Raw genomic sequence first — 26,490 nt, 5'->3', positions numbered from 1 at the left:
GGCAGAGAGGTCACACCCGTTCCCATACCGAACACGGAAGTTAAGCTCTCTAGCGCCGATGGTAGTTGGGACCTTGTCCCTGTGAGAGTAGGACGTCGCCAAGCAACTAAAAACACAAGTCATTTGACTTGTGTTTTTTTGTATTGTTAAAAAGAATGGGAAAGAAGTAATGGAAATACAAACACGTTGCCCAAGAGTTAATCATATTATATAAAAGATGGGTGTATATTTTTCTGTAAATTGTTAAGGATTAGAAGTATAAAATAGGTTCACTTAAATAGGGAGGGAAGATTATGAAATTACAAAGTGAAGTTTGTATTGTTTGTGAGACAAAAAGAAAAGAAGGTATATATGTTTATAATAATTTAATATGCCATGAATGTGAAAAGGATATGGTGAATACAGAGACAGATGATCCGAAATATATATATTATTTAAAGCAGCTTCGAAAATTAGAAGTATCATATTTTTAAATAGGCATATGCCTATTATTTTTTTTGTTCTGTATAATAGATAGAGAATGAATAATAAGGAAGAGATGTAGATGAATCAAAATCGTATGCCTTTATATGAGGCGTTAATAGAGTTTAAAGAAAGAGGGCCGTTATCCTTTCATGTTCCTGGTCATAAGAATGGTTTAAACTTCCCTCAGGAGGTAATAAGAGAGTTTAAAGGTATTCTATCTATTGATGTAACTGAATTAGCAGGACTAGATGATTTGCATAGTCCGTTTGAATGTATAGATGAGGCACAACAATTATTGGCTGAAGTTTATAATACAAAGAGAAGTTATTTTTTAATTAATGGTTCAACAGTCGGGAACTTAGCAATGATTTTGTCTTGTTGCGGGGAACATGATATTGTTCTTGTACAAAGAAATTGTCATAAATCAATTATTAATGGTTTAAAACTTGCGGGAGCAAATCCCATTTTTTTAGATCCATGGATTGATGAAGCTTATAACGTACCAGTGGGAGTTCGTAATGAAATTATTAAGAACGCAATTGGAAAGTATCCAAATGCGAAAGCACTTATTTTAACGCATCCTAATTATTATGGTATGGGGATGGATTTAGAGGCAAGCATCGCTTTTGCACATGCACATAAAATCCCTGTTTTGGTAGATGAGGCACATGGGGCACATCTATGTTTGGGAGAACCATTTCCGAAGTCAGCATTAACATATGGTGCAGATATTGTAGTTCATTCTGCACATAAAACATTACCCGCAATGACAATGGGTTCCTATTTACATATAAATAGTCATTTAGTAGACGAAGATAAGGTTACTACTTATTTAAGTATGCTACAATCTAGTAGTCCATCGTATCCAATTATGGCTTCCTTGGATATAGCACGCTTTACAATGGCGCGTATAAAAGAAGAAGGTCACAGTGAAATTGTTGAGTTTTTACGAAGATTTAAGGAACAATTACGTTCTATTCCCCAAATCGCCATTTTAGAATATCCGTTGCAAGATGAGTTAAAGGTCACCGTACAAACTCGTTGTCAGTTATCAGGGTACGAATTACAGTCTGTATTTGAAAAGGTCGGTATATATACAGAGATGGCTGATCCGTACAATGTCCTATTTATTTTACCCTTACAAGTAAATGAGGGATATATGAAGGTTATAGAGATGATCCGAGTAGCATTGCAACATTATGAGGTGAAAGACAAGAGGGAATCTATTCGTTATACTTATAATGGTGAATTCTCTCTTTTACCGTATACGTATAAACAACTAGACGGATATGAAACAAAGATAGTATCTATAGAAGAGGCTGTTGGAATGATTGCGGCGGAAATGGTGATTCCGTATCCACCTGGAATTCCATTAATTATGTATGGAGAGAGAATTACTTCAGAGCATAAAGAGCAAATTATGTATTTAGAAAGAGCAGGAGCTCGTTTTCAAGGTAATACGAAATATATGAAAGTGTATGATATAGAAAGTAGGTTTTAGGATGAAGGGATTATTTGTAACAATTGAGGGCCCAGAAGGTTCAGGTAAAACAACGTTAATTAAAAGCTTATTGCCATATTTTGAACAAAAAGCACAGAAGGTAATGGCGACAAGGGAACCAGGCGGTATTGCAATTTCTGAGGACATTAGGACGATTTTACATAAACAAGAATATACGATGATGGAAGCACGTACAGAAGCGCTTCTTTATGCTGCTGCGCGCAGACAACATTTAGTAGAAAAAGTTATGCCAGCACTTAATGAGAACTACCTCGTGTTATGTGATCGTTTTATAGATAGCTCTTTAGCATACCAAGGCTATGCAAGAGGATTGGGTATGGATAAGGTATTTGAAATAAATCGTTTCGCAACAGAGGACTGTATGCCTAGTTTAACAATTTATCTAGACATTGAGCCTGAGGTTGGTTTGGCTCGGATTGAAAAAGATGCAGGACGTGAAGTAAATCGACTAGATATGGAAGATATCTCTTTCCATAAAAGTGTGCGCGAAGGGTATTTACAAGTTGTAGAACGTTTCTCGGATCGTATTGTATTGGTAAATGCTGATCAACCGATGGAAAAACTTATAGAAGAAGTTGTTCAGATTATAGAAGATAAATTGTTATAATAGAAGGAAAGAATGAAATAAGTGAGGTATGCATTATGACGAAGACGTGGGAGCAGCTTTCTGCTATACAACCCATCGGTGTAAAAATGTTGATGAATAGCATTGCAAAAGAGCGTATATCCCACGCTTACTTGTTAGAGGGAGGGAAAGGGACAGGAAAGTTTGCGACAGCAATTCAAATGGCAAAGAGTTTCCTCTGTTCTGAGCGGAATGGAGTAGAGCCCTGCCATGTATGTACAAACTGTAAGCGAATTGATTCAGGTAACCACCCTAACTTACATATTGTAAAACCAGACGGATTATCTATTAAGAAGCAGCAAATTCATGATTTACAAGAAGAGTTTTCCAAAACAGGATTAGAGGCAAATAAAAAAATATATATTATTGAGCACGCAGATCGTATGACAGCAAATGCGGCAAATACACTTTTGAAATTTTTAGAAGAACCAAGTAGTGATACAACTGCTATTTTACTTACTGAACAAAGTCATCAAATTTTAAATACGATTTTATCTCGCTGCCAAGTTGTTACGTTTAGACCGTTACCTACGGAATCTTTAATTAGAAGATTACAGGATGAAGGGATTACAGCATCTTTATCGACACTTGCTGCTCAACTTACAAATAGTTTTGATGAAGCTTTAGCTTTATGTAGTGATGAATGGTTTGCACAAGCACGAGCTTTAGTGATAAAATTATGTGAAGCGCTCGAAAAAGATAAAACCTCTATTTTTTTTGTACAAGAAAAATGGGGAAAACACTTTGGAGAGAAAGAACAATTACAGCAAGGTTTAGATATGTTACTCCTTATTTATAAGGATTTATTATATGTTCAACTTGGAGAAGAAGATCGTCTTGTTTTTCATGAGCAGAAAGAGATGTTTGAATCGTTTTCCTATGCTCAGAAGCGCATTGTATCAGCTCTCTTTAATATATTAGAGGCAAAAAATAGAATCAACGCTAATGTAAATGCGCAGCTTGTGTTCGAACAGTTAGTGTTGCGGTTGCAGGAGGGATGACCGTTTTGTATGATGTAGTAGGTGTTCGCTTTAAGAAGGCCGGAAAGGTATATTACTTTGATCCAAACCAGTTCGATATCTCTGAAAATGAGTTTGTCATTGTAGAAACGGTAAGAGGTATTGAATACGGAAAAGTAGTTATTACCAAAAAACAAGTTGATGAAAACGACGTTGTATTACCGCTAAAAAAGGTTATTCGTATTGCAAATGAAAATGATCGTACCATTGTTGAAGAGAACAAACATGCTGCCAAAGAAGCATATCAAGTCTGTCAACAAAAGGTAGTAGAGCATAATCTTGATATGAAACTTGTAGATGTAGAGTATACATTCGATCGTAATAAGATTATTTTCTATTTTACTGCGGATGGTCGGATCGATTTCCGCGAACTAGTGAAGGACTTAGCCGCAATTTTTAGAACAAGAATTGAACTAAGACAAATTGGTGTTCGTGATGAAGCGAAGATGCTAGGTGGTATTGGTCCATGTGGTCGTATGCTTTGTTGTTCTACTTTTTTAGGGGATTTTGAACCTGTATCCATTAAAATGGCAAAGGATCAAAATTTATCATTAAATCCTGCAAAAATCTCTGGTTTATGTGGTCGCTTAATGTGTTGCTTAAAATATGAGAATGATGAATATGAGGCAGCAAAGGAACAACTTCCTGATTTAGATCAACGTATACAAACCCCGCATGGTACTGGCCGTGTTATCGGATTAAATATTTTAGAAAGATTAATTCAAGTGGAACTAGTAGACAAGGAACGGATAGTAGAATATACGTTAGATGAGTTAGTGAATAAAGGGGTCGTTTCGAGTCAAACCACAGATTAATGAGGTGGGTGCTTGTGGAGAAAAAAGATATTTTTGAATCGGTTTCTAGTATGGAAGAGCAAATTGGACATTTATATAAACAGTTGGGAGAGTTAAAACAGCATCTTGCAGAGTTGTTGGAAGAAAACCAGCATATAAAAATGGAAAATAACAATTTGCGACACCGTTTTGAAGAAGTGCAGAATAAAGAAAAACAAAAAACTCAAAAACGTAAAGAAGTGAAGCCGAAAACAGATATTGGTGAAGGCTATGACAATTTAGCGAGACTATATCAAGAAGGTTTTCATATTTGCAATCTACATTATGGAAGTGTACGTAAAGAGGGAGATTGTTTGTTCTGTCTTTCATTCTTAAATAAAAAGTGAAATTACCTTTCCAATTATAATTGGAAAGGTAATTTTTTATACATGAAATAGGGTAGGTTAAGGGTAAGAAAAGGAGCAGTATATGAATTTATATGAAGATGAACGTTTAGATTACTTATTAGCACAAGACATGAAGATTATACAAAGCCCATCAGTATTTAATTTTTCTTTAGATGCCGTTTTACTTGCAGATTTTGCATGGGTACCAATTCAAAAGGGGAATTTACTTGATTTGTGTACAGGTAACGCTGTTGTTCCCCTTCTATTAAGTACAAGAACAAAAGGAAATATTACTGGTGTGGAAATTCAAGAACGCTTATATGATATGGGAGTAAGAAGTGTTCAATACAATGGGTTGGAAGAAAGAATTCACCTCATACATGGAGATTTGAAAGATATGCCAGAGAAACTTGGACGTCATCAATATGATGTTGTTACATGTAATCCACCATATTTTCAAACACCTCAAACTTCAGAGAAAAATATGAATGAACATTTAGCGATAGCTCGTCATGAAATTATGTGTACATTAGAAGATGTTGTATCTGCAAGTAGTCAGTTAGTAAAACAAGGTGGGAAAGTAGCGTTTGTACATCGTCCAGGGCGATTACTAGACATTGTCACATTAATGCGTAAATATAAAATTGAACCAAAGCGTGTGCAATTTGTTTATCCTAAGGTTGGAAAAGAAGCAAATACATTGTTAATTGAAGGAATTAAGGATGGAAATGCAGATTTGAAAATTTTACCGCCTCTCGTTGTATATGAGAACAATAACGAATATACAAAGGAGCTACGTTCAATTTTATATGGAGAAGAATAAGCACTTTTTTTATGTGGTAGAGTGCTCTGATGGAAGTTATTATGCTGGATATACAAACCATATAGAAAAGAGAATTCAGACTCATAATAGCGGCAAAGGGGCTAAGTATACACGCGTCAGGCTTCCTGTCGTTTTAAAATATGTAGAGACCCACGATGATAAGCGTACAGCTATGCAAGCGGAGTATTACTTTAAGCAATTAACGAGAAAACAAAAAGAGGCATATATGCAAAAAGGAGAACGCTATGTGGCAACAAAAAAGCTTTCAACAAAATGAAAAGGGAGTTTTATATTTAGTACCAACTCCTATTGGAAATCTAGAAGATATGACATTTCGTGCAATCCGAATTTTAAAAGAAGTTGATTTAATTGCTGCTGAAGATACGAGACAAACGAAAAAACTTTGTAATTATTTTGAAATTGAAACACCTGTCACGAGTTATCATGAGCACAATAAAGAAGTAAGTGGGAAGAAACTATTAGAGAAATTAGAGGATGGAAAGAATGTAGCACTTGTTAGTGACGCTGGTATGCCGTGTATTTCTGATCCAGGTTACGATATTGTCGTTGAGGCAGTAGCTGAGCAATATCATGTAATTCCGCTTCCTGGAGCAAATGCAGCCCTTACAGCATTAATTGCATCCGGTCTTGAAACAAAGCAGTTTTATTTCTATGGTTTCTTGCAGAGAAACAAAAAGGAACGGAAGATGGAGTTAGAAAAGCTTCGTTATGTACAAACTACAATGATGTTTTATGAAGCACCTCATCGTTTAGATGATACTTTAATTTCGATGCAGGAAGTGTTGGGAAATAGAGAGATTGTATTATGTCGAGAGTTAACGAAAAAATTTGAGGAATTTATTCGAGGAACAATCGAAGAAGCAATTGAGTGGACGAAGCAAAATGAAGTACGTGGTGAGTTTTGTATTTTAGTAGCTGGTTCAACAGAAGAACCTGCTCCAGAAGAACAATGGTGGGAATCTCTTTCGGTATATGATCATATTGAATATTATATAAATGAAAAAAGTATGAATTCAAAAGAAGCGATTAAAACAGTCGCTAAAGATCGAGATTTGTCGAAAAGAGATGTATATCAAATCTATCATGTCGATAAAAAATAAGCTTCTCATAATTGAGAAGCTTATTTTGCTGTTTCGATATAATCTTGAAGTTCGTTTAAGATTTGCTCAGCGCCTTCTTTGCTTAAGATGATTTTACCTTCAGCTAAAGAAAGGTTACCGTCAGATACTTCACCAGTTACTTGGCAAGTCATGTTTGGTTTATATTTCTTTAAGATGATTTTTTCGTCATCAACATAGATTTCAAGAGCGTCCTTTTCTGCAATACCTAAAGTACGGCGTAATTCGATTGGAATTACTACACGACCTAATTCATCAACTTTACGAACAATACCAGTAGATTTCATAATTTTTTTCCTCCTAAATAAATAGTTTATAAGTTTCGAGTCTATTTTTAGATTCGTCATTTTTCGACAAAATACCCTATGGACATATGATACCAATCATTTACATTTCCGTCAATTCTTAAATTCTATATTTTTTAAAAAGATTTATAGATTTCTTATTTCTTATATATAATAGATTGAGAGGAAATTCCACAATTATTTACATTATTTTCTGAAAAAATAATAAATTAAAAGTGGATATTGTATATTTTTTTGAAATATGAGCAATAGATGATAAAGATATTGAGCATTAAGATCTAAATTGAAAATTAGGTTGGCGTAAAGAAGATAAGTTAGATTTGGGCTGCTCGTAAAAGCCCAATTAACGTAGGCTAATAATTAGTGGGGAGGAACAAAAACCCTACTGATTAAAGTTTCACTTTATATATGAGTTTTTGATATACTGTTTATAAATACATATGAGGTTATTCGGGAGGTCCAAAACAATGACAGAGGAAAATAAGTCCTTTTATATTACTACCCCAATTTATTATCCAAGTGGAAAATTACACATTGGACATGCTTATACGACAGTAGCAGGAGATGCGATGGCACGATATAAGCGTATGCAAGGTTATAATGTGCATTATTTAACAGGAACTGATGAACATGGACAGAAGATCCAAAAGAAAGCAGAAGAGTTAAATATTACGCCACAGGCATATGTTGATAACATTGTTGCAGGAATTAAAGAGCTTTGGGAGAAGATGGATATTTCTTATGATGATTTTATTCGTACAACTGAAGATCGTCATAAAGATGTTGTCGAAAAAATCTTTAAACAATTAGTAGATCAAGGTGACATTTATCTTGATGAATATGAAGGTTGGTATTCTGTACAAGATGAGACGTTCTATACAGAGCATCAATTAGTAGAGCCAATTATGGAAGGCGACAAAGTAGTTGGAGGAAAAAGCCCAGATAGTGGTCATGATGTAGAACTTGTTCGTGAAGAATCTTATTTCTTTAGAATGGGTAAATATGTCGACAGACTATTAAAGTTCTATGAAGATAATCCACATTTCATTCAGCCGGAGTCTCGTAAAAATGAAATGATTAATAATTTTATTAAACCGGGATTAGAAGATTTAGCAGTTTCTCGTACTTCATTTGACTGGGGAGTTCGTGTTCCTGGTAACCCAAAACACGTTATTTACGTATGGGTTGACGCATTATCTAACTATATTACGGCGTTAGGTTATGGAACAGCAAATGAAGAGAAATATAAAAAATTCTGGCCTGCAGATGTGCATTTAGTTGGGAAAGAAATTGTTCGTTTCCATACAATTTATTGGCCGATAATTTTAATGGCATTAGATTTACCTCTTCCGAAGAAAGTCTTTGCTCATGGCTGGATTTTAATGAAGGATGGAAAGATGAGTAAGTCAAAAGGAAACGTAGTAGATCCAGTTACATTAATCGATCGTTACGGATTAGATGCATTACGTTATTACCTACTTCGTGAAGTTCCATTTGGATCTGATGGCGTATTTACACCAGAAGGATTTGTGGAGCGTATTAATTTCGACTTAGCAAATGACTTAGGTAATTTATTAAATCGTACAGTAGCTATGATTGATAAGTACTTTAACGGAGAAATCCCAGCATTTAAAGCAAATGTGACGGAATTTGATGAAACGTTAGTAGCGTTTGCACAAGATACTTTGAAAAAAGTAGAAGAAGCAATGGAGAATATGGAGTTCTCTGTAGCGTTAGGATCTATTTGGCAACTAGTTAGTCGTACGAATAAATATATTGATGAAACACAACCATGGGTATTAGCAAAAGATGAGAATGATCGTGAAAAGTTAGCCTCTGTAATGGCTCATTTAGCAGAAGTACTTCGTCAAACAGGTATTATGCTTATGCCATTCTTAACAGTAGCACCAAGCAAGATGTTTGCTCAGCTTGGCCTTACTGATGAAGCTCATAAATCTTGGGAAAGTCTATCTACAATTGGCTGCATTCCAGGTGGAACAAAAGTAGAAAAAGGAAACCCAATTTTCCCTCGTTTAGAAATGGAAGTGGAAGTAGAGTACATTAAAGAACAAATGAAAAGCTCTGCTCCTAAAGTAGAAGAGAAAAAAGAAGAAGAACCGAAGGCAGAAGAAATTACAATTGATGATTTCTTTAAAGTAGAATTACGCGTAGCTGAAGTACTATCTGCTGAACCTGTGAAAAAAGCAGACAAGCTGTTAAAAATTCAACTAGACTTAGGTACAGAAAAGCGTCAAGTTGTTTCTGGAATTGCAAAATTCTATTCGCCGGAAGACTTAAAAGGTAAAAAGGTTATTTGTGTAACAAACTTAAAACCTGTAAAATTACGCGGTGAATTATCGCAAGGTATGATTTTAGCGGGTGAAGAGAATGGCGTATTGTCATTAGCATCAATTGACCAAAATCTACCAAATGGTACAAAAATCAAGTAATTAAGACAAGAAAAGAGATGTTTCACGTGTAACATGTGTGAAGCGTCTTTTTTCTTTTTACACTCTCTATTTTTGCATTAAGATTGTAGTATTGTTATCGTTAAGTTATTAAAGAACTTATTTTTGTAGAATAAACTTGATTTCAATATAAAAGGAGTTATGTATTATGTTGTTTGATACACATTCACATTTGAATGCAGAGCAATTCGAAGGAGATTTGCAAGAGGTTATTGCCCGAATGAAAGAAGCGGGAGTTACTTATACAGTTGTTGTTGGTTTTGATGAAGTAACGATAAAAAAGGCGATGGAATTAGCTGAAGCCTATGATTTTATTTACGCTGCGGTTGGGTGGCACCCAGTTGATGCAATCGACATGACAGAAGAACATTTAGCTTGGTTAGAAGAACTTGCTTCTCATCCTAAAGTCGTTGCACTTGGAGAAATGGGCTTAGATTATCACTGGGATAAGTCTCCAAAAGAAATACAGAAAGAAGTATTCCGTAAACAAATTGCATTAGCGAAAAAAGTAAAATTGCCGATTATTATACATAACCGCGATGCAACTCAAGATATTGTTGATATTCTAGAAGAAGAGAATGCAGCTGAAGTAGGAGGCATTATGCATTGCTTTAGCGGCAGCGTAGAGGTAGCAGAGCGATGTGTTGATATGAACTTTTTAATTTCGTTAGGTGGACCAGTTACATTTAAAAACGCTAAGAAGCCGAAAGAGGTTGCTACGGAGATTCCATTAGAGAAATTGTTAATAGAGACGGATTGTCCGTATTTAACACCGCATCCATTTCGAGGGAAACGAAATGAACCGAGTTATGTAAAACTCGTGGCAGAAGAAATTGCGAATTTAAAAGGAATTTCTTATGAGGAAGTAGCAGAAATGACAACTAAAAATGCAAAAGTTTTATTTGGTGTTGAATAAAAAAGAATGGGGAAACCTGTTCTTTTTTATTTTGAGAAAAACTAGTAGAAGTGATGAAGAAAATAAATGTGAATGATGAAGTGTTACAATAAGGACAGAGAACAAAGATTTTTCTATTCTATTTTTTAAAATATAAGAATGGGGAAAATAATAATGGAAAAGTCGTCATTTTTTTGTTTTACTAAGTAGAGACGAAATGAGTGTGGAGGCAAGCATGAAAATAAAAGAGATTATCGTTGTAGAAGGTAAAGATGATACAGTTGCGATTAAGCGTGCTGTTGATGCGGATACAATTGAAACGAACGGTTCAGCAATCGGTGATCATGTTATTGAGCAAGTTAAATTAGCGCAGCAAAAAAGGGGCGTTATTATTTTCACAGATCCGGATTATCCTGGAGAGCGTATTCGAAAAATTATTTCTGACAAGGTTCCTGGCTGTAAGCATGCCTTTTTACCGAAGGAAGAAGCGCTTGCTAAAAGGAAAAAGGGTGTTGGGATAGAACACGCTTCTAATGAGTCGATTCGCCGCGCTCTAGAGAATATACATGAAGAAATGGAAGCTTACACAAGTGAAATTAGTTGGAGTGATTTAGTCGATGCAGGCTTAGTGGGCGGAGAAATGGCAAAGAGCCGCAGAGAAAGAATGGGTAAGCTATTAAAGATTGGTTATACAAATGCAAAACAGTTACATAAACGATTACAGATGTTTCAAGTTTCAAAGGAATCATTTGCAGAAGCTTATAAGCAAGTAATACAGGAGGAAAAAAAATGAAGGATATCGCAACGCCAAATCGTACAAAAGACATTGTTGAAAAGTATGGATTTTCATTCAAAAAAAGTTTAGGACAAAACTTTTTAATTGATACAAATGTATTAAATCGTATTGTCGATCATGCAGAAATTGGTTCAGAAAGTGGTGCAATTGAAATTGGACCAGGTATTGGTGCATTAACAGAGCAATTAGCAAAGCGTGCTAAAAAAGTAGTGGCTTTTGAAATTGATCAAAGACTATTACCAATTTTAGATGAGACGTTAGCGCCATATGGTAACGTTACAGTTATTAATAAAGACGTACTAAAAGCAGATGTACATGAAGTATTTAATGAGCAATTTGAAGAAGGGCAAGATGTAATGGTAGTAGCTAACTTACCATACTATATTACAACGCCAATTTTATTTAAATTGCTTGAAGAAAAGTTACCAGTTCGTGGATTTGTTGTTATGATGCAAAAAGAAGTTGGAGATCGTTTAGCTGCTAAACCTGGAACGAAAGAGTATGGTTCTTTATCGATTGCTATTCAGTATTATACAGAAGTTGAAACAGTTATGACTGTACCGCGTACAGTGTTTGTACCACAGCCAAATGTTGATTCTGCAATTATTCGCCTTCTAAAGCGTCCGAAACCGGTTGTAGAGGTGACAGATGAAACATTCTTCTTTGAAGTAGTACGAGCAAGTTTCGCACAGCGCCGTAAAACTTTGATGAATAATTTATCAAATAATTTAAATGGTTTCCCGAAAGATAAGGAATTATTGGATCGAATTTTAACAGAAGTAGGAATTGATCCAAAGCGAAGAGGCGAAACGCTATCTATTGAAGAGTTTGCAACATTAAGTAATGCATTAGTTCTTCATAAATTATCATAAGAATATGAAAGGGACAGTTCAAGTTGAACTGTCCCTTTTGTCACCTTTCTCTCTTTAAATTCATACTTTAAAAACAGGTAAGATGGCCTAATGAGTTTGGAGGTAGGAGAATGGTTTTACATGTTGGAGAATTAGTGGAACGATATTCTCATAAGAGGGATATTCTTTTTCGTATTATAGAAATAAAAGGCGAGATAGCTATATTGTTTGGAGAGGAAATTAGACTGGTGGCGGATGCGCCACTTGAAGATTTAATTAGTATAGATCAAAGAGAACATAAAAAAAGGGTGAAGCGTGAGAAAGAAACAATGGAGCGCACGTATCGTTTGTTTCAACAAGATTATGTACTGATGAAACAAAGGCATGAACATACTTCAACTGGTGGATACACAAGTGAGGTGAATTATTTTCAAATGCCGGGACGTGTATTGCATATAGATGGAGACCCTTTATATTTGCGCAAGTGCTTAGATTTATATAATAAAATTGGCGTTCCTGTTCAAGGTATTCATTGTAAAGAAACGGAGATGCATGAAAAAGTAGTAGACTTAATAGATCACTTTCGCCCAGACATTCTCGTTATTACAGGGCATGATGCATATACAAAATCAAAAGGAGTGAAGGGAGATTTAGCGGCATATAGGCATTCAAGACATTTTGTACAGGCTGTTCGTGAAGTGCGAAAAAAATATCCATCATTGGATCAACTTGTTATTTTTGCTGGGGCATGTCAATCACATTTTGAGGCACTAATTCGTGCAGGGGCCAATTTCGCTAGTTCACCATCTAGAATTAATATTCATGCACTAGATCCTGTATATGTAGTTGGTAAAATTAGTTTTACTTCATTTATGGAGAGAGTCAATGTATGGGATGTCGTACGTAATACAATTACTGGTGAAAAGGGACTAGGTGGAATTGAAACGAGAGGGATTTTACGAACGGGATTACCTTTTCAACATTACGAAGAGTAAGCAGGATACATATGTATCTTGCTTTTTTGTATGGAAGGATTTAAATGAATTTGGATAAAAAGAGGTAAGAACGTGCAGACTACGTAATGATACTTTTACAATATAGTATTTCTTCTATCTATTCAAACGCAGGATGATATTAGCTGTGAATCGCGGTTAATAATTAGGATAGATATATCGTGCTTTAAGTGTTCAATCTAAATTACAGCGAGGTGTAGCGAAGTATATGTCAAAACGTTTAGATGAAATTAAAAGCGAATTAGATCACCATCTTGGACAGCGACTTATGTTAAAAGCAAATAGTGGAAGAAGAAAAACTGTGGAGCAATCAGGTGTACTAGCAGAAACATACCGTTCCGTTTTTGTTGTACAATTAGATCAACAAGAAGATGCGTTGCAACGTGTATCTTATAGTTATGCAGATGTTTTAACAGAGACAGTAGAGTTAACATTTTATGGAGACCCTCATAATGAGGTCATTTTATAATTTGTATATCATTACATATATTCCCATAAATGAAAAGCTATATTATTTTGCATACTAACTATACCGTAGCAAAATAAGGAGGGACTCTGCATTGAGTAGACGAAGAGGTGTCATGTCAAACCAATTTAAAGAAGAGCTAGCAAAAGAGCTTGGCTTTTATGATGTTGTTCAGAAAGAAGGATGGGGCGGAATTCGTGCGAAAGATGCTGGTAACATGGTGAAACGTGCTATAGAAATTGCAGAACAGCAATTAATGAAACGAAACCAGTAGTTGTAAGATACTTTCTATGCTACGGTAGCCGAGGAGACATTCCTCGGCTTTTTGTACTCTAAAAGGTGCCATCATTTTACATAAGTAGTTTCATTCTGAATGCTTTTCGTTATAATTAGGGAAGTGTCATCGTCTTACTATAAATTTATGGTAAAATAAACGATAAAAGATTGAGTACATAGAGTGGGTGAATAGATTGAAGCTACTAGTGAAAGCACCAGCAAAGATTAATCTGTCGTTAGATGTACTGGGAAAAAGACAAGACGGATATCATGAAGTGAAAATGATTATGACAACCATTGATTTAGCAGATCGTCTAGAACTAACGGAATTAGCAGAAGACCGTATTGAAATTTTATCCCATAATCGGTATGTCCCAGACGACCAACGAAATTTAGCTTATCAGGCAGCGAAATTATTAAAAGAGAAGTTTAATGTAAAAAAAGGTGTATCTATTACTATTGAAAAAACGATTCCAGTAGCAGCTGGATTAGCAGGTGGAAGTAGTGATGCAGCAGCGACATTACGTGGTCTTAATAAATTATGGAATTTAGGGCTTACAATTGATGAGTTAGCAGAGCTTGGCGCAGAAATTGGATCAGATGTATCGTTCTGTGTATACGGAGGCACAGCAATTGCCACTGGAAGAGGAGAGAAAATTGAGCATATAAAGACTCCGCCTTCTTGTTGGGTTATTTTAGCGAAACCACATATAGGTGTATCTACTGCTGATGTGTATGGAAATTTAAAGTTAAATCGAGTTACACATCCGAATGTAGATAAAATGGTTGATGTCATAAATTCTGGTGATTATAAAGGAATTTGTGATACTGTTGGTAACGTTTTAGAAGATGTAACATTTGGAATGCATCCTGAAGTTGCCCGTATTAAATCACAGATGAAGCGATTTGGAGCGGATGCTGTATTAATGAGTGGAAGTGGTCCAACTGTATTTGGACTTGTACACCATGATTCACGAATGCATCGCATTTATAACGGATTAAAAGGATTTTGTGAACAAGTCTATGCGGTACGTTTATTAGGAGAGCGAGAAACGCTTGAATAAAGACGTATAATACGTTATGATTTGTTTAGAATATTCGTGATTTGAGGTGAGAGTATGAAAATTAGAAGAAGTACAAGATTAGTCGATATGACTTATTACTTGCTACAAAACCCTCGTCAGCTAGTATCTCTCACTTTTTTTGCTGAAAGGTATCAATCGGCTAAGTCTTCCATTAGTGAAGATTTAGTTATTATTAAGCAAACGTTTGAACAACAAGGGGTCGGCACATTGCAAACGATACCAGGAGCAGCAGGAGGAGTGAAATATATACCGTATATAAGTGAAGAAGAGGCAGATCTAATTATTGATGAGCTTTGTGGCTTATTTGAAAACCCAGATCGTATTTTGCCTGGCGGTTACTTATACATGACAGATTTATTGAGTAATCCTCGCCATATTAATGGCGCAGGTCGTTTGTTTGCTTCTGTTTTTGCTAGGCAACCAATTGATGCAGTTATGACGGTGGCAACGAAGGGGATTCCACTTGCTTATGCAGTGGCAAATTACTTAGATGTACCAGTTGTAATTGCAAGGAAAGATAATAAGGTAACAGAAGGTCCGACTGTTAGTATTAACTATGTGTCGGGTTCTTCTAAACGAATTCAAACAATGACGTTAGCAAAACGCAGTCTTCCAGAAGGGTCGAATGTTTTAATTATTGATGACTTCATGAAAGCTGGCGGAACAATTCAAGGTATGATGAGTATGTTAGAAGAGTTCAAGGCTAATGTTGTTGGTATTGGTGTATTAGTAGAATCCACAGATATTGAAGAACGACTAATTAATAATTTTGTATCATTAATTCGTCTATCGGAAGTTGATGTGAAAGAAAAAACGATTCAAGTGGAAAAAGGGAATTATTCTCTTGCGCCATTTGATGAAGGGCTTGTAGAGGCGGAATAAAAGATAGAGCAGATAGCTCTATCTTTTTTTATTTTATTTATAGATTATAAAATAGATGGACAAACTGCCTTTCGTACACTATTTTTAAAGAGTAAAATAAATAATAAAAGGGTGAAAAGTATGAAAGTTGTTCAAACAAGCAAGGCACCACAAGCAATTGGACCTTATTCACAGGGGATTATTGTAAATAACATGTTCTATAGCTCAGGACAAATTCCATTGACGGCAAATGGGGAGCTTGTAACAGGAGATGTAACAGTACAAACAGAACAAGTATTTCAAAATTTACAAGCGGTATTAGAGGAAGCAGGTGCTTCATTTGATACAGTCGTAAAAACAACAGTATTTTTAAAGGACATGGATGATTTTAATGCTGTGAATGAAGTGTATAGCTCTTATTTCTCTACTCATAAACCAGCTCGATCTTGTGTGCAAGTAGCAAAATTACCGAAAGATGTTTCCGTTGAAATTGAAGTAATCGCCCTAGTTAAGTAACCTTTTGTAAGCGATAACCTCCACTAATCTCTATATTCAACTACTTTAAAAATTTTTATCTTAAAAATTTTTAAAAAATTAAAGGGAAAATAGAAAATTTGTGGAATTTATACAAATATATCGCTTATTTAGAAAAGGGTGGTGAACACAAGATGGAAGTGACTGACGTAAGATTACGCCGCGTAAACACAGAAGGCCGCATGAGAGCAATTGCCTCTATTACTCTAGACCATGAATTTGTTGTTCATGATATTCGTGTAATTGATGGTAATAATGGATTATTTGTAGCAATGCCAAGTAAACGTACTCCAGATGGAGAGTTCCGTGACATTGCACATCCAATTAATTCTGGTACACGCTCTAAAATTCAAGATGCGGTTTTAACAGAGTATCATCGTTTAGGCGAGTTAGAAGAGGTTGAGTTTGAAGAAGCGGGTGCTTCGTAAAATTCGAATGAAAAGGGCTTTTGACAAAAAGCCTTATAATTTTGTAGCAAACTCCTGTAAGCATTTACAGGGGTTTGTTTTTTTTTGCTTTATATTTGGAAACTGCATAATTTATTAACATAAAAAGAAGAAACTACTAATTTTTTCAAAATCATTTTAAATAGTATAGCTTATTTCTTAAAAAAGATACTAAAGAGTAAAACATCTTATAAGAATTATGGTAAAATTTAATAGTTAAAATGTGTTTCTTGAAATATATGATGATTTAGGATAATATCTTTAATGGATAAATAGGTTGCGATGGAGGGTCTATATGTCAAACAGATTTGCAGTGATTCTAGCTGCAGGTAAAGGCACACGTATGAAGTCTAAGCTATACAAAGTGCTGCATCCTGTATGTGGAAAACCTATGGTACAACACGTAGTCGATCAAGTATCTCAATTAGGATTGCAGAAACTTGTAACGGTTGTTGGACATGGTGCTGAAATGGTACAAGAACAGCTAGGGAACGTAAGTGAATTTGCATTACAAGCAGAACAACTTGGTACAGCACATGCTGTAGATCAAGCTGCAAGTGTACTTGCAAATGAAGAAGGAACAACTTTAGTTATTTGTGGTGATACGCCTCTAATAACTGCTGAAACAATGGAAGCATTACTTCAGCAACATAAAGAAGCAGGAGCAATGGCGACGGTGCTAACAGCATACATAGAAGAGCCTGCTGGATATGGCCGTATTGTTCGTAATGAGAATGGTCATGTTGAAAAGATTGTTGAGCATAAAGATGCAAATGAGAAAGAATTAGCTATTAAAGAAATCAATACAGGTACGTATTGTTTTGATAATAAGGCTTTATTTGCTTCACTTTCTAAAGTTTCAAATGATAACGTGCAAGGTGAATATTACCTTCCAGATGTTATTGAGATTTTAAAAAATGAAGGTCATATCGTATCAGCTTATCAAACAGAGCAGTTCGACGAAACGTTAGGTGTTAACGACAGAGTCGCTCTATCGCAAGCGGAAATTATTATGAAAAACCGTATCAACCGAAAGAACATGGTAAACGGTGTTACAATTATTGATCCAAGTAACACTTATATTTCTGCTGATGCAGTTATCGGTAGTGATACAGTTCTTCATCCAGGAACAATTATTGAGGGGAACACTGTAATTGGCTCTGATTGTGAAATTGGACCGCATACAGTAATTCGCGATAGTGAAATTGGAGATCGTACGACAATTCGACAATCTACTGTACATGATAGTAAGCTTGGTACAGAAGTATCGGTTGGTCCATTTGCACATATTCGCCCAGATTCAGTTATTGGAGACGAAGTACGCGTTGGAAACTTCGTGGAAATCAAAAAAACTGTCTTTGGTAATAGAAGTAAAGCTTCACACTTGAGTTATATCGGGGATGCACAAGTTGGAGAAGACGTGAATCTTGGTTGTGGTTCAATTACGGTGAACTATGACGGTAAGAATAAATTCAAAACTGTGATTGGTAATGGGGTATTTATTGGATGTAATTCAAACCTTGTTGCTCCAGTAACAGTTGAAGATGGTGCTTATGTGGCAGCAGGCTCTACAATTACAGAGAATGTTCCATCAAAAGCATTATCGGTAGCACGTGCACGTCAAGTTAACAAAGAAGACTATGTTGATCAATTGCTGAATAAGAAAAAATCATAATGTGGAGGGTTAATCTAGATGTCGACTCAATATCTAAATTCTAATTTGAAAGTATTCTCTTTAAACTCTAATAAGGAACTTGCTGAGCAGATTGCAAAGCATATTGGAGTAGGGCTAGGAAAATGTTCTGTTGATCGTTTTAGTGATGGAGAAGTTCAAATTAACATTGAAGAAAGTATCCGTGGTTGCGATGTATTCATTATTCAATCTACAAGCTTCCCAGTAAACGAACATATCATGGAATTACTTATTATGATTGATGCATTAAAACGTGCATCTGCGAAAACAATTAATATTGTTATTCCTTACTATGGTTATGCGCGTCAAGACCGTAAAGCGCGTTCTCGTGAACCAATTACATCGAAACTTGTAGCAAACTTGCTTGAAACAGCAGGTGCAACTCGTGTAATCACTCTAGATTTACATGCTCCACAAATTCAAGGGTTCTTTGATATCCCAATCGACCACTTAATGGGTGTACCGATTCTTTCAGATTACTTTGAAACAAAAGGTCTTAAAGATATCGTAATCGTGTCTCCTGACCATGGTGGTGTAACTCGTGCAAGAAAAATGGCAGATCGTCTAAAAGCGCCAATCGCTATTATTGATAAGCGTCGTCCTCGCCCGAACGTATCAGAGGTAATGAACATTATCGGTAATATTGAAGGTAAAACAGCGATTTTAATTGATGACATCATTGATACAGCTGGTACAATTACATTAGCAGCAAACGCTCTTGTTGAGAACGGTGCTTCTGAAGTATATGCTTGCTGTACACACCCAGTATTATCTGGTCCAGCAATTGAGCGTATTCAAAATTCAAATATTAAAGAGTTAGTTGTAACGAACTCTATCGTATTACCAGAAGAGAAGAAAATCGACAAAGTACATGAACTTTCAGTTGCTCCATTAATCGGAGAAGCAATCATTCGTGTATACGAAGAAGAATCTGTGAGTGTATTATTCAATTAATTGGATAGAATGAGACGTAACCAAAATTGGTTACGTCTTTTCGTATCGAAAAAAGAAAGTAGTGGTACAAGAATGAAATTGATAGTAGGACTTGGGAACCCAGGTAGAGAATATGAATTAACAAGGCATAATATTGGATTTATGGCCATTGATGAACTTGCGAAGCGTTGGAACATTTCTTTGAATGAACAAAAATTTAAAGGTGTATTTGGTGCAGGGTTTGTTAATGGAGAAAAGGTAATCTTATTAAAGCCGCTAACATACATGAACTTATCTGGGGAAAGTATTCGTCCACTCATGGATTATTATAAAATTGATGTTGAGGACTTCGTTGTTATGTACGACGATTTGGACATTCCTGTAGGTAAATTGCGTCTTCGCATGAAAGGTAGTGCTGGTGGACATAATGGTGTAAAGTCAACGATTTCGCACCTAGGAACACAAGAATTTCAACGTATCCGTATGGGAATCGATCGCCCGAAAAATGGAATGAAGGTAGTCGATTATGTATTAGGACGCTTTACATCTGAAGAGATTCCGGATGTTAACCATTCTATTGAAAAAGCAGCGGATGCATGTGAAGAGTGGCTAAATAAGCCTTTTCTCCAAATCATGAATACTTTCAATAGTTAAAAATGAGATTGGGAATATTTCTCTTTTGTTTTACCCATACTAGTAGTAATTGAATTTTTAGGAGGCTAGTATGGAAGGGTATTATTATTGCAGACACTGCGGAGGTAATGTAGGCTCCATTAACGCAGAAAAAGTATATAGCGACGTTTTATTTCAACTAACAGAGCAAGAAGTAGTAGAAATGATTCATTTTCATGAGAATGGAAATATATATATAAAAACGATTTGTGAATCGTGTCAAGAAACGCTCGCATCTTATCCTGAGTATTATGAGTATGAAAAATTTCTGCAATAAAATGTTGTCGCTTTGGCATGTCCAAAGCATTTTTCTGTTTTCCTTTTCCAAAATATTTGCATAAAATAGAATGACTTGCTCTTTATGTTGAGAGGAGTTTTAAAAATGATAGGTTTATTAGAGCAATTTTATAAAAATGAAGAGATACAATCGGTTATTAATGGATTAGAAGATGGGTTAAAAGAACAACTTATATCAGGGATGGCAACGTCTTCTCGTTCGTTATTAATGGCGGCTTTATATAAAAAAACAAAAAAATCACAATTAATCGTGACACATAACTTATACCAAGCACAAAAAGTACATGAAGATTTAGTGGCATTACTTGGTGAAAAAGATGTGTGGCTATATCCAGTGAATGAACTGATAGCATCGGAAATTGGGGTTGCAAGTCCAGAATTGAAGGCGCAACGTATAGAAGTGTTAAATCGCTTGGCTGCGGGAGAGAATGGAATCATTGTAGCGCCAGTGGCAGGATTGCGTAGATTTTTACCAATAAAAGAATTGTGGAAGCAAAAGCAAGTTGAAATCAATCTAGGGCAAGAGATTGATTTAGATGCGCTCTTGCATACTTTACATCATATTGGCTATGAACGTAAGTCGATGGTAGAAGCTCCAGGGGAGTTCAGTTTGCGTGGGGGAATATTAGATATTTATCCTTTAACTGAAGAACTACCATTTCGTATTGAATTCTTTGATACAGAAGTCGATTCTATTCGATTATTTGATGTGGATGAACAGCGTTCTCAAGGTAAAAAAGAAAGCGTTAGGTTTGGTCCGGCAACAGAGTTTTTATTTTCACAGGAAGAATTAAAATCAGGAATTCAGCATCTTGAAGAAGGTTTAACTAAGACGATGCAAAAACTTTCTGATGATAAACTAAAGACTACAGTGCTTGAGACGGTAAGTCATGAAATTGAGATGTTGAAAAACGGGCAAAGTATAGAACAGATGTTTAAATACTTATCTATTTTCTATAAAGAACCTGCTAGTCTGATAGATTATTTACCAGAAGACGGTGTTGTAATTTTAGACGAGATTTCCCGTATTCAAGAAACAGCATCGCATCTTGAAACAGAAGAGGCGGAATGGTATATATCACTTCTTGGTGAAGGAACAATTATTCAAGATTTATCTTTCTCTCACCCATTCGAGGGGTTTCTTCATCATAAAAAAAGAAGTTTTGTATATTTAACGTTATTCTTGCGTCATATCGCACACACACATCCGCAAAATATTGTTAATGTAACATGTAAAACAATGCAAGATTTCCATGGACAGATGAATTTGTTAAAAACAGAAATTGATAGATGGAATGAAGGGCATTTTACGACTGTTGTACTTGGAACAGATGATGAACGTGTGAAAAAATTACAACATATTTTAAGTGATTATGATATTGAGGCAGATATTGTAGAAGGTACAGATATCTTATTGCCTGGAAGGTTACAAATTGCTGTAGGTGATTTACATGCAGGATTTGAAATGCCGATGCAAAAGCTTGTTGTCATTACTGAAAAGGAGCTTTTTCATAAGAAAGTTAAAAAATCACAACGTAAACAAAAGTTATCGAATGCTGAACGTATTAAAAGTTATTCGGAATTAAAAGTTGGAGATTATGTAGTTCACGTAAATCATGGTATAGGTAAATTTTTAGGTATTGAGACATTAGAGATTAATGGTGTTCACAAAGATTATTTAAATATTAAATATCAAGGTAATGATAAGCTATACGTTCCAATTGAACAAATTGATCAAGTCCAAAAATATGTAGGATCTGAAGGTAAGGATCCGAAAGTTTATAAATTAGGCGGTAATGATTGGAAAAAGGTTAAAACGAAAGTTGAAAAATCTGTACAAGACATTGCGGATGACCTAATTAAACTATATGCTGAGCGCGAAGCTTCAAAAGGCTATGCATATACGCCAGATACGGCAGAACAACAAGAGTTCGAATCCTCTTTCCCATATCAAGAGACAGAGGATCAGTTACGTTCTATTGACGAGATTAAAAAAGATATGGAACGCGGACGCCCGATGGATAGGCTCCTTTGTGGTGACGTAGGGTATGGAAAGACTGAAGTGGCTATTCGTGCGGCATTTAAAGCAATTATGGATGAAAAACAAGTTGCAATTTTAGTACCGACAACGATTCTTGCGCAGCAACACTATGAAACAATTCGAGAGCGTTTTCAAGATTATCCGATCAATATAGGCTTATTAAGTAGATTCCGTACGAGAAAACAACAAAATGAAACAATTAAGGGCTTAAAGGATGGAACAGTAGATATCGTAATCGGAACACATCGTATTTTATCTAAAGATGTTACGTATAAAGATTTAGGGCTTCTTATTATTGATGAAGAACAAAGATTTGGTGTAACACATAAAGAAAAAATTAAACAATTGAAGGCAAATGTTGACGTATTAACATTAACGGCAACTCCGATTCCGCGGACGCTTCATATGTCTATGCTTGGTGTGCGCGACTTATCTGTTATTGAGACACCACCAGAAAATCGTTTCCCAGTCCAAACGTATGTAGTCGAGTATAATCCAGCGTTAATGCGAGAGGCAATAGAGCGAGAGCTTGCAAGAGGTGGTCAAGTTTACTTCCTATATAACCGTGTAGAGGATATTGAAAGAAAAGCAGATGAAATTTCGATGTTAGTTCCAGATGCCCGCGTAACGTACGCACATGGGAAAATGAACGAAAGCGAATTAGAGTCTGTTATGCTATCATTTTTAGAAGGACAGCATGATGTTCTTGTAAGTACAACAATTATTGAGACGGGTGTAGATATTCCGAATGTAAATACGTTAATTGTATTTGATGCAGATCGTATGGGATTATCACAGTTGTATCAGCTTCGTGGGCGTGTTGGACGTTCTAATCGTGTTGCGTATGCATACTTTGCATATAAACGTGACAAAGTGCTGTCAGAGGTTGCAGAGAAGCGTCTACAAGCAATTAAAGAGTTCACGGAACTTGGATCTGGTTTCAAAATTGCGATGAGAGATTTATCTATTCGTGGAGCAGGTAATTTGTTAGGGGCAGAACAGCATGGATTTATTGATTCTGTCGGATTTGATCTATATTCGCAAATGTTAAAAGATGCAATTGAACAGCGTAGAGGAACAGATGGGGCTGAAAATATAGTTAATGTTGAAATTGACTTAGAGGTAGATGCATATTTACCAGATGCTTATATTTCAGATAGTAAGCAAAAAATTATGATGTATAAACAATTTAGAGGTGTTTCTGCAATTGAGGATATTGAAGAATTGCAGGAAGAAATGATCGATAGATTTGGCGATTATCCACAAGAAGTTGGTTATTTATTACAAATTGCAAATATTAAAGTGTTGGCAATGAAAGAACAAATTGAATTAATTAAGCAGAATAAATTTGAAGTAACATTCCTGTTTTCTGAACAAGCAAGTCAAAATATTGATGGTGGAAAATTATTCATGCTCGGAAATAGTTTTGGACGTATGATCGGTTTAGGAATGGAAGGATCACAATTGAAAATTGTTATGAAAACAAATGGCTTAGAGACATCGAAGTGGTTAACAATTGCTGAAAATTTATTAAAAGGCTTACCAAATGTAAAAAAAGAAGTAATAAATGCCTAAAATAAGATAAAAAAATACAATTCGACGTGCATAGAAGAACTAATGTGTAAAATACTATGTCTAACAGTTGGTGATTTTTACATGAACAGGTAAATTCACCACTTTGATCATCAGTAGAAAGTGAGGCAGCATTAGAATGAAAGCAACTGGAATCGTACGTCGAATTGATGATTTAGGCAGGGTAGTAATCCCGAAGGAAATTCGTAGAACTTTACGTATTCGAGAAGGAGACCCACTAGAAATATTTGTTGATCGCGATGGAGAGGTAATTTTAAAGAAATATTCTCCAATTAGTGAGCTAGGTGATTTTGCAAAAGAATATGCTGATGCTTTATATGACAGCTTAGGACATAATGTGCTTGTGTGTGATCGAGATTCTATCATCGCAGTATCAGGCGTATCGAAAAAAGAATACTTAAATAAAAGTGTTGGCGATCTAATTGAAAAAACGATGGAAGAACGAAAGTCTGTTATTATGACGGATGAAAGTGATATTTCCATTATTGATGGTGTAACAGAAAAGGTTCATTCTTATACAGTTGGACCGATTGTTGCAAACGGAGATCCGATTGGAGCCGTCATTATTTTTTCAAAAGAAGCCATTATAAGCGAGATCGAGCATAAAGCGGTTAATACTGCTGCCAGTTTCTTAGCGAAACAAATGGAACAGTAAGGGTATATTGATTTTAGAAGTAGCAATCTTTCCTAATTATGATCTTTCTTTTTGAGAAATCAATTATTTGGAGATATATGTATATTGAATGAAGGTAGCACTTTGCTACCTTTTTTCGTTGAATATTTTTAACATTTAGGAACTCATTATTACCCGTGTTGGTAAGGGAGTTTGTTCTTTTCTTTATGATATAATACGAGAGGTGAGAATAGAAAAAGGAGTTTTCTTGTATGGAAGCGAAGAAGTATCAAGCCTTTTGGCGTGGGGCTATTATATTAACGATTGCAAGTTTCGTTACAAAAGTATTAAGCGCTTTTTACCGTATTCCATATCAAAATATAGCGGGGGATATTGGGTTTTATATTTACCAACAAATTTACCCGTTTTATGGATTTTGTTTAATTTTAGCTACTTATGGATTTCCTGTTATCATTTCGAAAATGGTTGCAGAACGACTAGAGCGGGGAAAACAAAAAGAAGCAGAAGAAATTATTTGTGTATCTTTTTGGTTCTTATTAGGGATTGGTTTTATAGGCTTCTTTACACTGTTTTTTGGGGCCGAAACAATTGCGGTAGCTATGGGCGATATACACTTAGATAAGTTACTACGTGTTATTTCATTTTCATTCTTATTGATGCCATTTTTGTCTGTAGCAAGAGGGTATTTTCAAGGATTCAATAATATGATGCCAACGGCTGTTTCGCAAGTAATAGAACAAACAATTCGAGTTTCTATTATTGTATTTTTATCGCTATTCCTAATTGCTCACGGATTTGATTTATATACAGTTGGTGCAGGGGCTATGTTAGGCTCAATTGCGGGTGGACTTATTGGGATTATTGTACTTATATTGTATATGCGTCAAGATTTTCGTTCTATATTCTTCAAAAGTGCAGCGAGAATTAAGGGTAAAAGGAAGATAGTTAAAATCCTTTTTTGGCAGGGGTTAGCGATTTGTGTTAGTAATTTAGTGCTTATTTTTATACAGATGGCTGATTCAGTGTCCTTTTACAGCTTACTTATTGGTGCGGGAGAACAGGTTGAAAATGCAAAGGTATTAAAGGGTGTTTATGATAGAAGTATTCCGCTAATGCAATTAGGTACTGTTGTGACGACTTCTTTCTCGTTGTCACTTATTCCGATTATTACAGCGGCGAAGGAAAGAGGAGATCTTTCCTTTATTCAAGAAAAGGTAAAGTTAGCAATGAAAATAACATTTGTTATTGGACTTGCAGCAGCTATTGGACTAACTTGTATTATTCAACCTACCAATATTATGTTGTTTGAAAACAGTGATGGATCAGATGTTTTATCTATTTTATCGTTATCTATTTTATTTAGTTCATTGTCAATTACGACAGCTTCTATTTTACAAGGATTAGGGCAAACGTTTAAGCCAGCGTTATTTGTTGTATTTGGAGGTTGCTTAAAGTTAGCGTTAAATTATATATTCATGCCTTATTTTGGTGTGAAAGGTGCAGCTTTTGCGACTTTATGTGCGTTAATTATAATCTCTGGATTAAATAGTTTGTTGCTTACGAGAGCTGTATCAGGGTCACTTATCAATAAGCGAAATATGTTAGGGATAGTAATTAGTGGTATCTGTATGGGGTTTGTATTAATGATGTTCACACGTGTGTTACAGATGTCTGGATTAGTAATTAATACGGAACATAGAGGAAGCGCGACGCTTGAAGCGTTGTTAGGTGTAGCCATCGGCGGATTGACATATATGTTTTTTATTTTGAAATTACGTGTATTTACAAAAAAAGAATTAGGAACCGTTATGAAACAAGAGAAAAAAGAAGGTTCATTGAAGAAGAGTGGATAGAGGTG

Annotated in this window: 28 protein-coding genes and 1 rRNA gene; 28 read left to right on the top strand and 1 reads right to left on the bottom strand. The window is 35.5% G+C overall.

Going from position 1 to position 26,490, the window contains the following annotated elements; all coding sequences use genetic code 11:
• From rrf to rsmI, 10 genes are all read left to right on the top strand, one after another.
• Positions 1-104 (top strand): 5S ribosomal RNA (gene rrf, locus ACTFRM_RS30070); the annotation flags it as partial.
• A gap of 189 nt (positions 105-293) precedes the next feature.
• Complete coding sequence (locus tag ACTFRM_RS30065; protein ID WP_000776278.1) at positions 294-473, top strand: sigma factor G inhibitor Gin; 180 nt, start codon at positions 294-296, stop codon at positions 471-473.
• 71 nt (positions 474-544) lie between these two features.
• Positions 545-1,966 (top strand): aminotransferase class I/II-fold pyridoxal phosphate-dependent enzyme, encoded by a 1,422-nt coding sequence (locus tag ACTFRM_RS30060; RefSeq protein ID WP_001075304.1) that lies wholly within the window; start codon positions 545-547, stop codon positions 1,964-1,966.
• A 1-nt stretch (position 1,967) separates the two neighbouring features.
• Positions 1,968-2,594: a dTMP kinase gene (tmk, locus tag ACTFRM_RS30055; protein ID WP_000677221.1), complete on the top strand. Its 627-nt coding sequence runs from the start codon at positions 1,968-1,970 to the stop codon at positions 2,592-2,594.
• Positions 2,595-2,629: 35 nt separating this feature from the next.
• The gene (holB, locus tag ACTFRM_RS30050; protein ID WP_000169561.1) at positions 2,630-3,613 is read left to right on the top strand and encodes a DNA polymerase III subunit delta'; all 984 of its coding nucleotides are present in this window, start codon (positions 2,630-2,632) and stop codon (positions 3,611-3,613) included.
• Positions 3,614-3,618: 5 nt separating this feature from the next.
• Positions 3,619-4,446: a PSP1 domain-containing protein gene (locus ACTFRM_RS30045; protein ID WP_000272429.1), complete on the top strand. Its 828-nt coding sequence runs from the start codon at positions 3,619-3,621 to the stop codon at positions 4,444-4,446.
• Between the two features lie 14 nt (positions 4,447-4,460).
• On the top strand, positions 4,461-4,811 hold the full coding sequence (gene yabA / locus ACTFRM_RS30040) for a DNA replication initiation control protein YabA (protein ID WP_000412063.1): 351 nt from the start codon (positions 4,461-4,463) through the stop codon (positions 4,809-4,811).
• 82 nt (positions 4,812-4,893) lie between these two features.
• Positions 4,894-5,634: a tRNA1(Val) (adenine(37)-N6)-methyltransferase gene (locus ACTFRM_RS30035; protein ID WP_001055366.1), complete on the top strand. Its 741-nt coding sequence runs from the start codon at positions 4,894-4,896 to the stop codon at positions 5,632-5,634.
• Entirely contained in the window at positions 5,621-5,911 is a 291-nt protein-coding gene (locus tag ACTFRM_RS30030; RefSeq protein ID WP_000414350.1) for a GIY-YIG nuclease family protein, read from the top strand. The genes ACTFRM_RS30035 and ACTFRM_RS30030 overlap by 14 nt, the downstream gene beginning before the upstream one ends.
• On the top strand, positions 5,880-6,755 hold the full coding sequence (gene rsmI / locus ACTFRM_RS30025) for a 16S rRNA (cytidine(1402)-2'-O)-methyltransferase (protein ID WP_000267821.1): 876 nt from the start codon (positions 5,880-5,882) through the stop codon (positions 6,753-6,755). Before ACTFRM_RS30030 ends, rsmI begins: the two co-directional genes overlap by 32 nt.
• A 20-nt stretch (positions 6,756-6,775) precedes the next feature.
• Here rsmI and ACTFRM_RS30020 read toward each other — a convergent pair whose 3' ends face one another.
• Complete coding sequence (locus ACTFRM_RS30020) at positions 6,776-7,060, bottom strand: AbrB/MazE/SpoVT family DNA-binding domain-containing protein (protein WP_000843036.1); 285 nt, start codon at positions 7,058-7,060, stop codon at positions 6,776-6,778.
• Between the two features lie 485 nt (positions 7,061-7,545).
• Here ACTFRM_RS30020 and metG point away from each other — a divergent pair, with 485 nt between their 5' ends.
• From metG to ACTFRM_RS29930, 18 genes are all read left to right on the top strand, one after another.
• On the top strand, positions 7,546-9,528 hold the full coding sequence (gene metG / locus ACTFRM_RS30015; protein ID WP_254520382.1) for a methionine--tRNA ligase: 1,983 nt from the start codon (positions 7,546-7,548) through the stop codon (positions 9,526-9,528).
• Between the two features lie 166 nt (positions 9,529-9,694).
• The gene (locus ACTFRM_RS30010; RefSeq protein ID WP_000895851.1) at positions 9,695-10,462 is read left to right on the top strand and encodes a TatD family hydrolase; all 768 of its coding nucleotides are present in this window, start codon (positions 9,695-9,697) and stop codon (positions 10,460-10,462) included.
• A gap of 214 nt (positions 10,463-10,676) precedes the next feature.
• Positions 10,677-11,234, top strand: a complete 558-nt coding sequence (rnmV, locus tag ACTFRM_RS30005; RefSeq protein ID WP_000692835.1) for a ribonuclease M5 — start codon at positions 10,677-10,679, stop codon at positions 11,232-11,234.
• Complete coding sequence (rsmA, locus tag ACTFRM_RS30000; RefSeq protein WP_000651548.1) at positions 11,231-12,109, top strand: 16S rRNA (adenine(1518)-N(6)/adenine(1519)-N(6))-dimethyltransferase RsmA; 879 nt, start codon at positions 11,231-11,233, stop codon at positions 12,107-12,109. The genes rnmV and rsmA overlap by 4 nt, the downstream gene beginning before the upstream one ends.
• A 110-nt stretch (positions 12,110-12,219) precedes the next feature.
• A complete protein-coding gene (gene yabG, locus ACTFRM_RS29995; protein ID WP_000242868.1) occupies positions 12,220-13,083 on the top strand; it encodes a sporulation peptidase YabG in 864 nt (287 codons plus the stop codon).
• A gap of 226 nt (positions 13,084-13,309) precedes the next feature.
• Positions 13,310-13,570: a biofilm formation stimulator Veg gene (gene veg, locus ACTFRM_RS29990; RefSeq protein ID WP_000044347.1), complete on the top strand. Its 261-nt coding sequence runs from the start codon at positions 13,310-13,312 to the stop codon at positions 13,568-13,570.
• A gap of 91 nt (positions 13,571-13,661) precedes the next feature.
• Positions 13,662-13,841 carry an acid-soluble spore protein SspF gene (gene sspF, locus ACTFRM_RS29985; RefSeq protein WP_002094215.1) on the top strand — a complete coding sequence of 60 codons (180 nt, stop codon included), beginning with the start codon at positions 13,662-13,664 and terminating at the stop codon, positions 13,839-13,841.
• 196 nt (positions 13,842-14,037) lie between these two features.
• Positions 14,038-14,907, top strand: a complete 870-nt coding sequence (gene ispE / locus ACTFRM_RS29980) for a 4-(cytidine 5'-diphospho)-2-C-methyl-D-erythritol kinase (protein WP_000772104.1) — start codon at positions 14,038-14,040, stop codon at positions 14,905-14,907.
• A 54-nt stretch (positions 14,908-14,961) separates the two neighbouring features.
• A complete protein-coding gene (purR, locus tag ACTFRM_RS29975; RefSeq protein ID WP_000702466.1) occupies positions 14,962-15,810 on the top strand; it encodes a pur operon repressor in 849 nt (282 codons plus the stop codon).
• Between the two features lie 120 nt (positions 15,811-15,930).
• The gene (locus tag ACTFRM_RS29970; RefSeq protein ID WP_000869815.1) at positions 15,931-16,305 is read left to right on the top strand and encodes a RidA family protein; all 375 of its coding nucleotides are present in this window, start codon (positions 15,931-15,933) and stop codon (positions 16,303-16,305) included.
• A gap of 152 nt (positions 16,306-16,457) precedes the next feature.
• Entirely contained in the window at positions 16,458-16,751 is a 294-nt protein-coding gene (gene spoVG / locus ACTFRM_RS29965) for a septation regulator SpoVG (protein ID WP_000454041.1), read from the top strand.
• A 313-nt stretch (positions 16,752-17,064) separates the two neighbouring features.
• Positions 17,065-18,444, top strand: coding sequence for a bifunctional UDP-N-acetylglucosamine diphosphorylase/glucosamine-1-phosphate N-acetyltransferase GlmU (gene glmU / locus ACTFRM_RS29960; protein ID WP_000071041.1), 1,380 nt, complete (start codon positions 17,065-17,067; stop codon positions 18,442-18,444).
• An 18-nt stretch (positions 18,445-18,462) separates the two neighbouring features.
• Entirely contained in the window at positions 18,463-19,416 is a 954-nt protein-coding gene (locus tag ACTFRM_RS29955) for a ribose-phosphate diphosphokinase (protein WP_000107420.1), read from the top strand.
• Positions 19,417-19,488: 72 nt separating this feature from the next.
• Complete coding sequence (gene pth / locus ACTFRM_RS29950) at positions 19,489-20,049, top strand: aminoacyl-tRNA hydrolase (protein ID WP_000767702.1); 561 nt, start codon at positions 19,489-19,491, stop codon at positions 20,047-20,049.
• Positions 20,050-20,119: 70 nt separating this feature from the next.
• Positions 20,120-20,344 carry an anti-sigma-F factor Fin family protein gene (locus ACTFRM_RS29945; RefSeq protein WP_000399438.1) on the top strand — a complete coding sequence of 75 codons (225 nt, stop codon included), beginning with the start codon at positions 20,120-20,122 and terminating at the stop codon, positions 20,342-20,344.
• Between the two features lie 105 nt (positions 20,345-20,449).
• Entirely contained in the window at positions 20,450-23,980 is a 3,531-nt protein-coding gene (gene mfd / locus ACTFRM_RS29940) for a transcription-repair coupling factor (RefSeq protein WP_440043828.1), read from the top strand.
• A gap of 136 nt (positions 23,981-24,116) precedes the next feature.
• Complete coding sequence (gene spoVT / locus ACTFRM_RS29935) at positions 24,117-24,653, top strand: stage V sporulation protein T (protein ID WP_000648302.1); 537 nt, start codon at positions 24,117-24,119, stop codon at positions 24,651-24,653.
• A 230-nt stretch (positions 24,654-24,883) separates the two neighbouring features.
• Positions 24,884-26,485, top strand: a complete 1,602-nt coding sequence (locus tag ACTFRM_RS29930; protein ID WP_000387591.1) for a putative polysaccharide biosynthesis protein — start codon at positions 24,884-24,886, stop codon at positions 26,483-26,485.
• Positions 26,486-26,490 lie beyond the last annotated feature (5 nt).

The organism is Bacillus cereus group sp. MYBK227-1 (assembly GCF_051916325.1).
Classification (GTDB): Bacteria; Bacillota; Bacilli; order Bacillales; family Bacillaceae_G; genus Bacillus_A; species Bacillus_A cereus.
This window is presented reverse-complemented; position numbering and strand designations above follow the sequence as displayed.

Excerpts from the sequence above, each read along its gene's own strand:
- ACTFRM_RS30065 (WP_000776278.1), top strand. The coding sequence starts at position 294 with ATGAAATTACAAAGTGAAGTTTGTATTGTTTGTGAGACAAAAAGAAAA.
- ACTFRM_RS30060 (WP_001075304.1), top strand. The coding sequence starts at position 545 with ATGAATCAAAATCGTATGCCTTTATATGAGGCGTTAATAGAGTTTAAA.
- tmk (WP_000677221.1), top strand. The coding sequence starts at position 1,968 with ATGAAGGGATTATTTGTAACAATTGAGGGCCCAGAAGGTTCAGGTAAA.
- holB (WP_000169561.1), top strand. The coding sequence starts at position 2,630 with ATGACGAAGACGTGGGAGCAGCTTTCTGCTATACAACCCATCGGTGTA.
- ACTFRM_RS30035 (WP_001055366.1), top strand. The coding sequence starts at position 4,894 with ATGAATTTATATGAAGATGAACGTTTAGATTACTTATTAGCACAAGAC.
- ACTFRM_RS30030 (WP_000414350.1), top strand. The coding sequence starts at position 5,621 with ATGGAGAAGAATAAGCACTTTTTTTATGTGGTAGAGTGCTCTGATGGA.
- rsmI (WP_000267821.1), top strand. The coding sequence starts at position 5,880 with ATGTGGCAACAAAAAAGCTTTCAACAAAATGAAAAGGGAGTTTTATAT.
- ACTFRM_RS30020 (WP_000843036.1), bottom strand. The coding sequence starts at position 7,060 with ATGAAATCTACTGGTATTGTTCGTAAAGTTGATGAATTAGGTCGTGTA.
- metG (WP_254520382.1), top strand. The coding sequence starts at position 7,546 with ATGACAGAGGAAAATAAGTCCTTTTATATTACTACCCCAATTTATTAT.
- ACTFRM_RS30010 (WP_000895851.1), top strand. The coding sequence starts at position 9,695 with ATGTTGTTTGATACACATTCACATTTGAATGCAGAGCAATTCGAAGGA.
- rnmV (WP_000692835.1), top strand. The coding sequence starts at position 10,677 with ATGAAAATAAAAGAGATTATCGTTGTAGAAGGTAAAGATGATACAGTT.
- rsmA (WP_000651548.1), top strand. The coding sequence starts at position 11,231 with ATGAAGGATATCGCAACGCCAAATCGTACAAAAGACATTGTTGAAAAG.
- yabG (WP_000242868.1), top strand. The coding sequence starts at position 12,220 with ATGGTTTTACATGTTGGAGAATTAGTGGAACGATATTCTCATAAGAGG.
- veg (WP_000044347.1), top strand. The coding sequence starts at position 13,310 with ATGTCAAAACGTTTAGATGAAATTAAAAGCGAATTAGATCACCATCTT.
- purR (WP_000702466.1), top strand. The coding sequence starts at position 14,962 with ATGAAAATTAGAAGAAGTACAAGATTAGTCGATATGACTTATTACTTG.
- ACTFRM_RS29970 (WP_000869815.1), top strand. The coding sequence starts at position 15,931 with ATGAAAGTTGTTCAAACAAGCAAGGCACCACAAGCAATTGGACCTTAT.
- spoVG (WP_000454041.1), top strand. The coding sequence starts at position 16,458 with ATGGAAGTGACTGACGTAAGATTACGCCGCGTAAACACAGAAGGCCGC.
- glmU (WP_000071041.1), top strand. The coding sequence starts at position 17,065 with ATGTCAAACAGATTTGCAGTGATTCTAGCTGCAGGTAAAGGCACACGT.
- ACTFRM_RS29955 (WP_000107420.1), top strand. The coding sequence starts at position 18,463 with ATGTCGACTCAATATCTAAATTCTAATTTGAAAGTATTCTCTTTAAAC.
- pth (WP_000767702.1), top strand. The coding sequence starts at position 19,489 with ATGAAATTGATAGTAGGACTTGGGAACCCAGGTAGAGAATATGAATTA.
- ACTFRM_RS29945 (WP_000399438.1), top strand. The coding sequence starts at position 20,120 with ATGGAAGGGTATTATTATTGCAGACACTGCGGAGGTAATGTAGGCTCC.
- mfd (WP_440043828.1), top strand. The coding sequence starts at position 20,450 with ATGATAGGTTTATTAGAGCAATTTTATAAAAATGAAGAGATACAATCG.
- spoVT (WP_000648302.1), top strand. The coding sequence starts at position 24,117 with ATGAAAGCAACTGGAATCGTACGTCGAATTGATGATTTAGGCAGGGTA.
- ACTFRM_RS29930 (WP_000387591.1), top strand. The coding sequence starts at position 24,884 with ATGGAAGCGAAGAAGTATCAAGCCTTTTGGCGTGGGGCTATTATATTA.